The sequence below is a fragment of the Protofrankia symbiont of Coriaria ruscifolia genome, assembly GCF_900634745.1.
Lineage (GTDB): Bacteria > Actinomycetota > Actinomycetes > Frankiales > Frankiaceae > Protofrankia > Protofrankia californiensis.
In genome coordinates this window covers 17633-31235 of the sequence record NZ_CAAAFR010000024.1, presented here as the reverse complement: position 1 = coordinate 31235, position 13603 = coordinate 17633, and the positions used below count along the sequence as shown (strand labels likewise).

8 protein-coding genes and 1 tRNA gene are annotated in these 13603 nt (G+C 67.4%); 7 read left to right on the top strand and 2 right to left on the bottom strand.

What is annotated here, in order from left to right; all coding sequences use genetic code 11:
- Window positions 1-178: 178 nt before the first annotated feature.
- Window positions 179-403 (bottom strand): DUF3039 domain-containing protein, encoded by a 225-nt coding sequence (locus tag CV1CTNOD_RS02745; RefSeq protein ID WP_131765058.1) that lies wholly within the window; start codon window positions 401-403, stop codon window positions 179-181.
- A gap of 244 nt (window positions 404-647) precedes the next feature.
- Here CV1CTNOD_RS02745 and CV1CTNOD_RS02740 point away from each other — a divergent pair, with 244 nt between their 5' ends.
- Entirely contained in the window at window positions 648-1388 is a 741-nt protein-coding gene (locus CV1CTNOD_RS02740) for a metal-dependent transcriptional regulator (protein ID WP_131784592.1), read from the top strand.
- A 53-nt stretch (window positions 1389-1441) separates the two neighbouring features.
- On the opposite strand, the gene CV1CTNOD_RS02735 is transcribed toward CV1CTNOD_RS02740, so the two are convergent.
- Entirely contained in the window at window positions 1442-2539 is a 1098-nt protein-coding gene (locus CV1CTNOD_RS02735; RefSeq protein ID WP_131784591.1) for an NlpC/P60 family protein, read from the bottom strand.
- A 524-nt stretch (window positions 2540-3063) separates the two neighbouring features.
- Between CV1CTNOD_RS02735 and CV1CTNOD_RS02730 the strand changes: the two genes are divergently transcribed.
- The 6 genes from CV1CTNOD_RS02730 to CV1CTNOD_RS02705 all read left to right on the top strand — a co-directional run bounded on the left by CV1CTNOD_RS02730 (window position 3064) and on the right by CV1CTNOD_RS02705 (window position 13481).
- Entirely contained in the window at window positions 3064-4389 is a 1326-nt protein-coding gene (locus tag CV1CTNOD_RS02730) for an ammonium transporter (protein ID WP_278043852.1), read from the top strand.
- Window positions 4386-4724: a P-II family nitrogen regulator gene (locus CV1CTNOD_RS02725; RefSeq protein ID WP_131784589.1), complete on the top strand. Its 339-nt coding sequence runs from the start codon at window positions 4386-4388 to the stop codon at window positions 4722-4724. The genes CV1CTNOD_RS02730 and CV1CTNOD_RS02725 overlap by 4 nt, the downstream gene beginning before the upstream one ends.
- 135 nt (window positions 4725-4859) lie before the next feature.
- Entirely contained in the window at window positions 4860-7157 is a 2298-nt protein-coding gene (locus CV1CTNOD_RS02720; protein WP_131784588.1) for a [protein-PII] uridylyltransferase, read from the top strand.
- Window positions 7158-7396: 239 nt separating this feature from the next.
- A tRNA-Ser gene (locus CV1CTNOD_RS02715) sits at window positions 7397-7489 on the top strand.
- A 440-nt stretch (window positions 7490-7929) separates the two neighbouring features.
- Complete coding sequence (locus tag CV1CTNOD_RS02710) at window positions 7930-8646, top strand: HdeD family acid-resistance protein (RefSeq protein ID WP_131784587.1); 717 nt, start codon at window positions 7930-7932, stop codon at window positions 8644-8646.
- Between the two features lie 176 nt (window positions 8647-8822).
- Window positions 8823-13481, top strand: a complete 4659-nt coding sequence (locus tag CV1CTNOD_RS02705) for an FtsK/SpoIIIE domain-containing protein (protein WP_131784586.1) — start codon at window positions 8823-8825, stop codon at window positions 13479-13481.
- The last annotated feature ends 122 nt before the right edge of the window (window positions 13482-13603 follow it).

The window sequence follows — 13603 nt, the reverse complement described above, 5'->3', positions numbered from 1 at the left end:
GAGGCGGACCGGTCGGGACGAGCCCTCTGCCGACACATGCCTCGTCCCGGACCATCGTCAGATCCGCCATTGCGTGCCGGAAGCCGGGCCGACCGGACACTGGCGCTGCTCGGCGTACGCCGAGCAGCGGCCGCGGCCCAGGGATCACGACAGCCGGGGACGGGACCGCCCGTGCCGGTCAGCCGAGCTGTTCGGCCAAGGCGACGAGTTCCTTGCACTTCGGGCATACGGGGAAGCGCTGGGGATCGCGCACTGGCTCGAACTTGTAACCACACAGCGCGGTCACGCGTCCACCTTCGATGGAAGCCCGGACGATCTCCTCATGGCGCGCGTAGTGGGCGAAGTCGTTACCCTCGTCTGTGCTGCCGTGAGTGGTCTCCGGTGCGATCTGGGTCGAGCTCATACACCGCAGTGTATGACTCACGCCAGGACGTCGATCCGCTGATCCCGCCGGCCGGCTTCGACCGCCCCAGCGTGCCGGGGACAGCCCGTGGGCGGTCGCTGGACGGTGCGGCCGGACGGCGACCCGGTCCCGGCACCCGCCAACGCGGAACCAGCATGGAACCGATGTGGACGGGATGACCCGCGTGCATCATAGGTGGGTCTGCCTCTGCGGACGTACTCTTGAGGCTGGACGAAGGAGCCCGGTGACTGGACTAATCGACAGTACCGAGATGTACCTCCGTACCCTCTATGAGCTGAGGGAGGAGGGCATCCCGCCGTTGCGTGCGCGCCTTGTGGAAAGACTGCATGTCAGCGCTCCCGCGGCCAGCGAGTCCACCTCGCGACTGGCCAGTGAGGGCTTGGTCGCCCTCGCCAACGACCGCACGGTGCAGTTCACCGAGAAGGGGCTGGTCCGCGCGACCGCGGTCATGCGCAAACACCGCCTCGCCGAGCTTCTCCTCACTGAGGTGATCGGTCTGGATTGGGCGCTGGTCCACAACGAAGCCTGCCGATGGGAGCATGTGATCTCGGACGAGGTGGAGATACGGCTCACCAAAATCCTGGGCGACCCGAAGAGATGCCCGTTCGGGAACGTGATCCCGACAGGTTCGTTCGACCGCCCGGCAGGCCCCCGGCCGCCGGCACCGCTGAGCCTGCTGGTCGCCGCCGACTTTGCCAGTTCCAGGACGACCTCGGTCACGGTCAGCTGGATCTCCGAACGGCTGCAGACGGACGAACGAAGCATGCGCCAGCTCCGGGAAGGCGGGGTGCTGCCCGGCGCCACGCTCGCCATCCGTGGGCGCGGTGACGCCGTCGAGGTCACCTTGTCAGGCGAGGCCACCCCGTCAGACCAGGGCTCGACGCAGGAAGCATCGACCATCGAGATCTCACGTCGTGCGGCGGGGCTCGTGTACGTCGAACACCCCGATACCACCGCCGCCTGACCACGCCTGGCGCTCGCTCGCTACCACCCGCTGTGCTGTTCGGACGGTCAGGTTCAGCCGCCGGGACGGACAGCGCCGGCGTATGTCGTCCACCAGACCGGCTCGACGCGGATCACCGTTCCCGTGCGTGGAGCGTCGATCATGTTTCCGCCACCGATGTAGATCCCCACATGGTGTAGATCCTCACCGAAGAAGACCAGGTCGCCTGGCATGAGTTCGTCCCGGGGGATTCGGCGCCCCTCGTTCCACTGGGCGCCGGTGAAGTGGGACAGGGCGACTCCCGCCTTCGCCCACACCCACTGGGTGAGCCCCGAGCAGTCGAAGGCGTCCGGTCCAGCTGCTCCCCACACGTACGGCTTGCCCAGCTGAGCACGGGCCTGCGCGACCGCGACCGCCGCCCCGCCGCTTCCGATCGCGGGCGGGCGTGCGGCCGAAACAGGGGTGTCGGTGAATCCGCGGCTGGTACTGCCGATCAGGTTGCTGCGGGTGCGCAGCTGTTCCTGTTCGGCCGAGGCTGCCCGTGCCTGCGCTTCGGCGGCCTCGGCAGCTGCCAGCTCGTTGGCCCGGCGGGCCGCGGCCTCGCGTTCGCGTGCCTGGCGGACAAGCTCGGCATGGCGGGCGACCAGACCGTCGAGCAATGTCCGTTGCGCCGCCACCGATGCCTCTATGCGCTTCTTCTGTTCTTCTAGGGATGCGATTTCGCGCTGTTGCTCGGCGAGAGCCAGCTGCGCGGCGGCCTGCGCGCCGGTGAGGTCGTGACGGGCCGACCGCAGTTCGATCTCGGCAGTCCGCCCGCGGCGGGCAAGCGAGTCCATCGCACCCGCCCGCTCCAGTGCCGTACCGGGGTCACCGGACAGCAGTACCGACAGTTGTTCGAGACTACCCGAACGGTAGGCGGCGGACCCCAACGCGCGACGTTTGTCCGCAGCAACCCGCACAGCGTCACCAGCATGCCGGACATTCTCAGTGGCCATTGACACGGCTTGTTCGGCAACGCCTAGCCGCAGACGCCCGGCGTTGAAAGCTTCGGTGGCTGCCTCGGTCGAGTGCGTCAATTCGGTGAGCTGCTGTCGGGCGACCGCTATGTCCTTCGCGATCTTATCGATGTCGTCGTCGGCTCTGGCCGGCGTGGCAGCGCCCGGTATCAGCATAATCCCGCTGGTGAGAGCGCCGATCAGGCTCAGGGCAACCGGTGCCCGGCCGGATCCCCGGCGGCGGACTCCTCGAACGTCAGGGATCCGGCCCGGTCTTCGGAGGCTCCGGAGACTCGGGGGCCTCCGGACGAAGAAGACGCGCGAATCGACACTACCACCACGATAGCAATCCGCATCCAAATCATCACGCACAGAGAGGCACGGTAACCCTTCGGGGCAAGTAGGATCACGCAAACGCGCCAGAAGTTGCGGAGGGTGATGTGATACTTGCCACGACTCGGTCGAGACGAAGCACGAACCGCCCAATTTAGCGATTTCACATATCGGAAACAGAGAAGTTACCGGTCCGGAACAGATCCTATCGACTCTTCGGCCGAAGGATCCGGGACGACGGGTGGGCCGCGAACCGGTGAGCATGATCCGCGCGGGCGCGCGGGGCGACCGACGGGAGAGACATGAACCCAGACCAGCTTAAGGAACTCCAAGACGGTATAGCCGGCGCAACAAGTGTGGGCACGGCCGTGGGCAGCACAGCCTGGGTTCTGGTTGCCTCGGCACTCGTACTGCTGATGACACCCGGCCTTGCGTTCTTCTACGGCGGCATGGTCCGCGCGAAAAACGTGCTCGGCATGCTCATGCAGAACTTCTTCTGCATCGGTATTGTCAGCGTCCTGTGGGTACTGATCGGTTACAGTATTGCGTTCGGCGACAGTAACCAGATCTTCGGAGGGTTTCACTTCTCGCTGCTCAACCATATGAGCGAACCGGTTCCCGGGTATGCCGAGGTGACGTTCGCCCCACCCTATGAGGCGAACTCGCTCGCCCAGGTGATCCCGCCGATCGTGTTCGTGGCGTTCCAGCTTATGTTCGCAATCATCACCCCGGCACTCATTACCGGAGCCACCGCCGACCGGTGGAAGTTCGGGGCCTTCGCCGCCTTTGTAGCGATCTGGTCGATTCTCATCTACTCGCCGGTGGCGCACTGGGTGTTCTCCCCCGAAGGATGGCTGTTCAAGAAGGGCGCGGAGGACTTCGCCGGCGGGACCGTCGTCCATGCGAACGCCGGAGCCGCGGCCATCGCCGTCGCGCTTGTTCTCGGTAAGCGCAAGGGCTGGCCCGGCACCAGTTTCCGGCCGCACAACCTGCCGTTCGTGCTCCTCGGAACCGGCCTGCTGTGGTTCGGCTGGTTCGGGTTCAACGCCGGGTCCGAACTCGCCGCCGACACCCGCGCCGGGTTCGCGTTCGTCAACACCAACACCGCGACTGCCGCGGCCATGCTGGGCTGGTTGTTCGTGGAGAAGATCCGGGACGGAAAGGCGACCACTCTGGGTGCCGCCTCCGGTGCCGTCGCCGGCCTGGTGGCCATCACCCCGGCCTGTGGTTTCGTCTCCCCGGCAGGTTCGATCGCCATCGGTCTCATAGCCGGTGCGGTCTGCGCTCTGGCCACGGCCATCAAGGGCAAGGTCGGTATCGACGACGCGCTCGACGTCGGCGCCGTCCACCTGGTTGGTGGTGTGCTGGGTGCGCTGTTGATCGGATTCTTCGGCACCGCCGACGTCGCCCCCGGCTACAGCGCGGACGGGATCTTCTACGGGGGCGGCGCCAGCCTGCTCGGCAAGCAGGCGCTCGCCGCCGCCGCAGTGGTCGCCTACTCGTTCGTGGCAACGTTCATCATCGCCTTCGTCATCGACAAGATCTACCGGATGAGGCTGTCGCCGGACGAGGAACTCGAGGGAATGGACATCGTCCTGCACGGTGAGACCGCCTACGAGTTCACCACGCTCGGTGACGGATCGGCACCGGCATCGGTTTCCACGGGCAAGGTCACAGAGGAGGCCAAGGCGTGAAGCTCGTGACCGCGGTAATCAAGCCGTTCAAGCTGGAGGACGTGAAGACCGCACTGGAAAACCTCGGTGTGCACGGCCTGACCGTTTCGGAGGTCCAGGGCTTCGGTCGGCAGAAGGGCCACACCGAGGTGTACCGAGGGGCCGAGTACAAGGTTGACTTCGTCCCGAAAATCAAGATTGAAATCGTCGTGGACGACGACGCCGTCGACGAACTGGTAGGTGCCATCACCACGTCCGCGCAGACCGGGAAGATCGGCGACGGCAAGGTCTGGGTGGTGCCGGTCGAAACCGTCGTACGGGTACGCACCGGCGAACGTGGATCGGACGCACTGTAGCGGCCCGGGGACTTGGGCCTCCGGCGGTGCGAAAAACATGATCGCGCCGCCTTTGGCCCTCCAGACCGTGCGCCTGCCCCGTGTTCTGGTCGGTGCGGGCTATTGGCTGCCGTACCGACCAGAACAGTCCATCCGGTGACGAGCCGGCTGGCGGCTCTTGCGGGCCGGTCCGACGAGTTCAGCGGCACCGTCGGACCGGCCCTGCGCCGTGCTCTCGTGGACGTCGCCGACGCCGCGCTGCGTGACCTTTTCGGCGATCCGGGCGTCGGCGTCGTCCTGATGGCGGTCGGCGGCTACGGGCGGGGGGAACCCGCCTTCGGCAGCGATCTCGACCTCGTCCTGGTCCACAACGGCCGCCAGGACGACATCACCCGCCTCGCCGAAGCCATCTGGTATCCGCTCTGGGACGCCGGCGTTGATCTCGATCACAGCGTCCGCACCGTCGACGAAGCCGTCGCCGTCGCCGAAAGCAACCTGAAGGCGGCTCTCGGTCTGCTGGACGCCCGCACGATTGCCGGCGACCGTATCCTTGCGGCTTCCCTGCTTGAGCGCGTCCGCGCCCGCTGGCGCGCCCGCTCCCCCCACCGGCTACCCGAACTCGCGGACATGGTCGCCGACCGGGCCCGGCGCCACGGTGAAGTCGCCTTCCTGCTCGAACCAGACCTGAAAGAGGCCCGCGGCGGCTTGCGAGACGTCCACGCTCTGGCCGCGCTCGCCACCGCATGGGCCGCCGAAACCCCGTCCGTACGAGTGCTCGAAGCACAGCAGGTGCTCCTCGACGCCCGTGGCGAGGTCCGCCGGCTTGCGCGGGGCCGCAGGCAGGACCGGCTGCTGCTACAGGATCAGGCCGCCGTCGCGACCGCCCTGGGCTATCCCGACTCACTCGCGCTCGCCCACGCCACCGCCGACGCGGGCCGCACGGTCTCCTGGGCCTGGGACAGCACCTGGTACCGGGTCTCGGCTGGACTGCGGTCCTCCTCGCGCCGGCGTCGCGGACGCCCGGTCCGCCAGCCCCTGGATCAGGGAGTGGTCGAGCAGGACGGCGAGGTGCAGCTCGCCCGGGACGCCGACCCCGCCCACGATCCGACCCTGGTGCTGCGGGCTGCCGCCGCGGCCGCCCGGGCCGGCATCCCCATCGGTCGATACGCCCTCGACCGGCTCGCCCGCGAGTCCCCACCCATGCCGGCGCCGTGGCCGGACGCGGCAAGGCAGACACTGGTGGCCCTGCTGGCCACCGGGGCGGCCATGGTCGGCGCCATGGAAGCGCTCGACCAGGTCGGGCTGCTCGTGCGGCTGCTGCCCGAATGGGAGCCGGTACGCAGCAGGCCGCAGCGCAATCCCTACCATCGCTTCACCGTCGACCGGCACCTGCTGGAGACGGCCGCGAGCGCGGCGTCGTCGACCCGCAACGTCGACCGACCCGACCTGCTGCTGCTCGGCGCCCTGCTGCACGACATCGGCAAGGGCCGGCCCGGCGACCACACCGACGCGGGGATCGAGATCGTCAGAGATCTTGCTCCACGGCTCGGCCTACCGCCCGCGGACACCGACGTGCTGGTCACGATGGTGCGCCATCACCTCCTGCTCACTGAGGCCGCGACCCGGCGGGACATCGACGATCCGGCGACCATCGAGGCGGTGGCTCAGGCCGCCGGCAACCCTCGGGTTCTCGGCCTGCTGCACGCCCTGACCGAAGCCGACTCGCTCGCCACCGGCCCGACAGCCTGGAGCCCGTGGAAGGCACGGCTGGTCGGTGACCTGGTGGAACGGGCGATGGCAGTCCACCGCGGCGAACAGGCGCCGTACCCGCCCGCCCTCACCGACCGCCAACGGGCTCTTTTCGCGCTCCCGGACACCTACCACGTGGACGTCAACCCGCTGCCGGACGACACGATGTTCGAGATCGTGGTGGTGGCGCCCGACCGTCCCGGGCTGCTGGCCGCCACCACGGGGGTGCTGGCCCTGAACCGTCTCGATGTCCGCCGCGCCTCCGCCCGCAGCGAGGACGGCCGTGCACTGCTGCAAGCTGCTGTGGCAACCACGCACAGTGAGGTGCCCACGTCCGCGAAGCTGCGTGGCGACCTGCTGCGAGTCCTTGACGGCGGACTTGACCTGGAAGCGAGGATCGCCAGTCGGGAGCAGGCGTATGCGATCACCCGACGCTGGCCTCCGGCCGTACCACCAAAGATCATCTTCGATGACTCCGGATCCGACACAGTGATCGAGATAAGGGCCCCCGACCGTGCCGGCGTCCTGTTCCGGATGGTCCGCGCGCTGTCCGACGCCGGGCTCGGCGTACGTACCGCGATCGTGGCCACGATCGGCCTCGATGTCGTGAACGCCTTCTACGTACAGGAGGTCGACGCCGGCATGGCGCGGCGGCCAGGGCGGCGGGATGACGTGGCGAACATCGTCCTGGCCGCGCTCGGGTGAGTGCTGTCATGGTCATGTTCCTGGTCATGGTGGACGCCGTCTGCGCCAAGATCGTCTGAGAGCAGGACGTTCGATCGGCCAGCGGCGGCCGGGCAGCCGGGCTCCCTGCGGCATGCCTCACACGTCCCGCGCTCCTCCATACCAACGACCTCCTCTACGCTCATGGTGCGCCGGTCACACGAGCGGAAGAGGCCGGCGAAGTCGCACCGGAAGTGGTGGCTATACTCAGGACGCACGTTGGAGGCTTCGCCTAGTCCGGTCTATGGCGCCGCACTGCTAATGCGGTTGGGGGCAACACCCCCTCCCGGGTTCAAATCCCGGAGCCTCCGCCAGTTCTCTGCGTCCCTGATCTCCATGGGGGCGCGGTGACTCACGAAGACGGTTTGTTGATCTTTTTTCGCCGAACCCATCGTGATCTCTGTGGGTACGATGTGGGCACGCCGCGTCACGTAGGGTACCGCTGACGGCAGCCCGGTCGCACCACCGCACCCGTCAGGGCCTGCTCGTCCGCACGACTGGGATCCGTCCGCTCGCAGGGGCCGGCCCGCAGGCGATCGACGGATCCGGAACGGCTCGCGGTCCACCGAATCGAGCATCCACCGAATCGGGCAACAGCCTATCCGCCGATCTACGCATCATGATTCACGGCGCCGGCAGGGCGTGAAGCCTCCGAGCGAGGGCATCACCGACTCGACCGTGCATTTTGGAGATCGACTCCCGTATCCCCGGGAACGGTCACGTCCGAGAGCCCGATGACTCGAAAGGAGCCGCCGTGAGTTTCGCGACAGCACCGGCGGGCCGCACCCAGGGCCGTGCCACGAACGTCCCATGGTGGTACCTCCTCGCCGCAGGATCCGCTTTTGTCTTGTTTGCGCTGGCAATCCCACAGTTTGATCTGACCACAGTTCGCTCTGTTGCCATACTTCTGGGAATCGTCCTGCTCCTGAGTGCCGGGAGCGAGCTGCTGGCGGCAATGGCGACCGCGCGGGACTGGCAGTGGTCCCATGCCCTGCTCGCCGTTCTCCTCGTCAGCGGTGGCGTGGTCGCGCTGGCCTGGCCCGACCCGACCTTCGCGGTGGTAGCCAGGATCGCGGCCTGGTACTTCTTGATCAAAGGTCTTTACGACATCGTCAACTCCTTTATCGCAAGACGGGCCGAGCGCTATGGAGCGCTTGGGGAGGACGTTCGCGGAACGGCCCAGTGGTGGATGCCGCTGGTGATCGGCGCGCTCGAGATCGGCGTCGCTTTCTGGGCCACCACCTATCCGCGGTTCTCGTTCAGTCTCCTGACCCTGTGGGTAGGACTTGCGGCTCTCTCCACCGGTCTGACAAAAATTGCGATGTCCTTCCGGAAACGTGGAATTCGAGGGGAGTTCCCAGCATTTTCTGAGGGTTTCCTGCCACCGGTGGGATTCGGCGCCGGCGCAACCCGCGAGTCTGGACGAGCTGAGGAAGGCCGGGTCCGCAGACCTCTCTCGGAAGAGTTGTGACGCGGCTCGGAAGGGTTGTAACGCGCTCCGTCACGGCCAGCCCCGGCGATGGACCATCGTGCGTGCCGCGGCCTAACAGATCACCGGACGCGGTCCACGGGAATCCGCTCGTGGGCTCACGGGACACTTGACCGCCCAAGTCCTGTTTTGTCGGCATCACGCCGTATCGTACTTACATGCGCCTGACACTTACAGTGGCCGATCCGGCTCAGGACGTCAGCGCGGACATCCTGCTAGACGCCGATCCGGACATGCCTGCCACCTTGATCGCCGATGCGCTGGTACGCCACGTCCGCCCGGGCGGGCTGGTTCTCCCCATGCATCGACCGCGTCTGTTCGTCGAGGGCCGTGCGGTCAGCGAGACGCTCACCATCGCCGATTCACCGATCCGGGAAGGCGTCCTGATCAGTATCGACTCGCCAGCGGGCTGCCTTCCTCTCGAACCACCGGGCCTGATTGAGGTCCGCGTGATCGGTGGACCGGGCGCAGGGGTCGTCCACCGGCTCGGCCCTGGCGAGTTCACGGTCGGCACCGCGGCGACCTGTGCTGTGCGGTTGGACGATCCGGCCGCTGCCACCGAAGCTATGACGATCACCGTGATGGTGGACGGCTCATGCCGGATCACACCGGCTACCACCTCCCTCGGGCAGGAAGCCGGCGGCGTGCTCGTCGACCGTGAACCGTTACTCGCCACAATCGATCTACCCGCCAGCGCGCAGATCACGGTCGGGTCCGTACTGCTGGAGATAAGCGCCCCCAGCCGGGCGGACGCCGCACTCAAACCGTCCGACGACGGGATGGGGCTGGACTTCAACCGGCCTCCCCGGCTGCTGCCCCCGATCCGGCGGACACGGTACAAGCTGCCCAGCGAACCGTCCGAGCCGGAGCGGCGGCCCATGCCGATCCTGATGGCGACGCTACCGCTGGCCGCGGGCGTCACGATGGCCTTCGTCTTCAAGCAGTACTACTTCCTGCTGATGGCTGTCATCGGCCCACTGGGGATGATCGGCATGCACATCTCCGGGAACCGGCATGGCAGGCGAAGCTACCGCAAGCAGCTGTCCGACTACCGCCAGCGGCGCCAGGACGTCGAAGCCGACGCCGAGCAGGCACTCCTCACCGAACGCGCGGCCCGCCGCACCGACTTCCCCGACCCGGCGACCGTCCTGCTCACTGCCGTCGGGCCGCGTGGGCGCCTGTGGGAACGCCGCCGAGACAACCCCGACTACCTGCACCTGCGCCTGGGCACCGCCGACTTGCCGAGCGAAGTCGTCATGGAGGACCCGGCCGCGCAGGAACACAAACGTGAGATCACCTGGACGGCCCTTGACGTTCCGGTGACCATTGCCCTACCCGAACGCGGAGTTCTCGGCATCGCCGGTCGCGGCGACATCCCGCGGGTGCTGGCCTGCTGGCTGACCGCGCAGGCGGCCGTCCTGCACAGCCCACGCGATCTCGCGATCTGCGTTCTCACGGACGGCTCCGGCGAGCAGGCGTGGAACTGGGTGCGCTGGCTGCCGCACTGCCGTCCGAGCGAAGGCCAGGACACCGCCGTCCTGCTCGGGACAAACGACGAGTCACGGGCACGGCGTATCGGAGAGCTGATCGGCCAGCTGGGGGCGCGCGCCGACGCGCGGGCCCAGTCCAACGGCGTGAACCTGCTCATCGACGGTCCGGACGTACTGGTCATCATGGACGGCGCCCGCCGGCTGCGGTCCATACCCGGGGTGATCTCCATTCTGCGGGACGGGCCGGCACTGGGCATCCATTCGATCTGCCTGGACCGCGACATCCGGCTTCTGCCCGAGGAATGCCAGGCCGTAGCCGAGGAGACCCCGACAGGTCTGCGGGTCGTAGAGACGCGTACCGAGATCGTCCACGATGTGCGCCCGGATCTCGTCGCCACGGCGACATCCGATGATCCGGAGGTGGTGGTCACAGCCGGTGGCGCCGCGGCCTGGTGCGAGCGTCTCGCCCGCGCTCTGGCACCGGTACGCGACGTCGGTGGGGATGACGAGGCAGCTCTCCCGGCCTCCGCCCGACTCCTCGACGTGATCAACCTGGAACCTCCGACCGCAGGGGCGGTGGCCGCTCGCTGGCAGGTCTTCCCCCGTAGCACCGCCTTCCCCGTGGGTCTGTCCCTCGACGGCCCGCTCACATTGGACCTGCGCCGCGACGGCCCGCACGGACTGATCGCCGGTACCACGGGCTCCGGCAAGTCCGAACTGCTGCAGTCGATTGTGGCATCACTAGCTGTCGCCAACCGGCCGGACGCGATGGTGTTCGTGTTCGTCGACTACAAGGGCGGCAGTGCCTTCGCCGACTGCGTCAGGCTTCCGCACACCGTCGGAATGGTGACCGACCTTGACACCCATCTGGTGGGCCGCGCCCTGGAATCGCTATCGGCGGAACTACGGCGGCGTGAGCACATCCTGGCCGACGCCGGTGCGAAGGACATCGAGGACTACACCCTCCTGATCACTACTGGTAGCGCACGGACACAGCTCGGCGGGCCGCTGGTGCCGCTGCCCCGGCTGCTGCTGGTCATTGACGAGTTCGCCTCCCTCGCCCGCGAGCTGCCCGCCTTCGTCACCGGTCTGGTCAACATCGCACAACGAGGTCGTTCGCTGGGCATCCATCTACTTCTGGCAACGCAGCGGCCCAGCGGTGTGGTGTCTCCCGAAATCCGTGCGAACACGAACCTGCGGATCGCGTTACGTGTCACCGATGTCTCGGAGAGCTCCGACGTTATCAACACGCCCGACGCGGCACGCATCTCGCCGTCAACTCCCGGACGGGCTTATGTGCGTCTCGGGCACGCCTCCCTGGTCCCCTTCCAGTCCGGACGCGTCGGGGGTCGCCGGTCCACGGGTGCCACCATCGATGATCTCGCTCCACCCTGGGCCACCGAACTGAACTGGTCCACACTGGGACAGCCTGCGCCGGCTCCCACTCGGCCACGGACGGCCGACAACGAGATCACCGATCTCAAGGCTCTCGTCGAGGCGCTCCGGGAGGCTGCCACAATCCTGCGGGTCGAACCCGGACACAGCCCCTGGTTGCCACCGCTGCCGGAACGGCTCACCCTGCAGATGGTTACCGCATCCATGTCCGGGGAATCGCACCCCGTTTCCCGAGAATCGCACAGCGGCGGTCCGGGCGTGCTGCGGCCCGTCCCGATCGGACTGGCCGACCACTGCGGTCGCCAGGCACAGCTTCCCTACACGATCGACATCGACAACGGGGGTCATCTGCTGTTCGTCGGGGCGCCACGATCCGGGCGGTCGACGGCCCTGCGCACCATTGCCGGCTCGATAGCCGCCTCCATCTCCTCCAGCGACGTCCATCTGTACGCACTGGACTGCGGCAACAACGCCTTGGCGCCGCTGGTCCGGCTACCGCACACCGGCGCTGTGGTCAGCCGGGACACGCCGGAGCGGGTACAGCGGCTGCTCACCCGGATCATCAGCGAGATCGTCGAACGGCAGGAGATCTTCGCCGCTCGGGGATATGCCGATCTCGCCGAGCAGCGATCAGCTGATCCTGAACGTCGGCTACCGTATCTGCTCCTGCTGATCGACCGGTTCGAAGGCTTTCTGGCCTCCTTCGAGGAAGCCGACGGTGGAGCGCTCGTGGAGATGCTGGCCCGGCTGCTACGGGAAGGGCCGTCTGTCGGCGTACGGGTCATCATGACCGGCGATCGGCGCAGTGCGTCGGGACGGTTCAGTGCAGCGATCGAGAACAGGTTCATGCTGCGGATGGCCGACAGGTCCGACTACACGATGGTGGGTCTTGCGCCGGGAGCCGTACCGGACAGCCTGCCGCCAGGCCGGGGATTCCAGATCGATGGATCGGTCGAGACCCAGATCGCCCTGCTCGACAATGATCCGTCCGGTCGGGCGCAGGTCGCGGCGCTGCACCGGCTGGCCGAGGTAGCTGCTGCACGAGACGGTGTGCCGGCGGGACCAGGCACCGGCGCCCGCGGAGACTACCGCCGACCGTTCCGCATCGACGTGCTGCCAGAACGCATCACGGTCATCGAGACCAAGGCACTACGTCCGGATCCCGGTGGCAGGCCGCAAACGGGCCCGCATGCAAGCCTGCATCCGGGTCCACAGATGGGCCCGCCGATGGATGCGCCGATGAGCCCGCATCCGGCTGGGCAGACGCCGGCACCGGCGGGCTGGGCGGGCACGCAGCCGGTACCGCTGGTGGCTCTGATCGGCGCGGGCGGTGACGAACTCGCCCCGGTTGAGATCGATCTCGCTGTCGACGGACCGGGCTTCGTCATCGCCGGGCCTCCACGGTCGGGTCGCAGTTCGGCACTGCTGACCATGGCAGAGTCGCTGCTGGCGGGCGGTGCCCAACTGCTGCTGCTGACCCCGCGACGCTCGCCGCTGTCCACGCTCGCGGATCGACCAGGTGTGATCGACCTGCTGGGCGCGGACGCTCAGGCTGCCGGCATTGATGCGGCATTGGAGTCAGCCGGTCCGTCCGGCGGCCTGGTGGTGGTCATGGACGATGCGGAACTGCTGGCAACCGCCCCGGTCGCCGATCGCATGACCGAGTTCCTCAAGGCCGCGCGTGACGGCGGATGCGCGTTCGTGGCAGCCGGCACCACCGAGGATCTGACCGGCCAGTATCGGGGATTCATGGTGGATGCCCGCCGGTCACGATGCGGAGTGATCCTCGCTCCAAGCACGCCCAGCGAAGGAGATCTGTTCGGCATCCGGCTGTCGCGTAACAGCAGGGGGAGCATGCAGGTCGGCCGCGGACTGTTCGTACTGCGGGGAAAACCAGCACCGATTCAGATCGCCTTCCATGCATACACGTAGTCATGCATTCACAAGGAAAGAACTGCCAATAAACAATCAGAGAACGGTGGATGACGATCGGTGGATCCCCGGCCCTGGCCCGGTCTGATCACGTCGCAGAATTCCCAGCAAGATCTCTATTC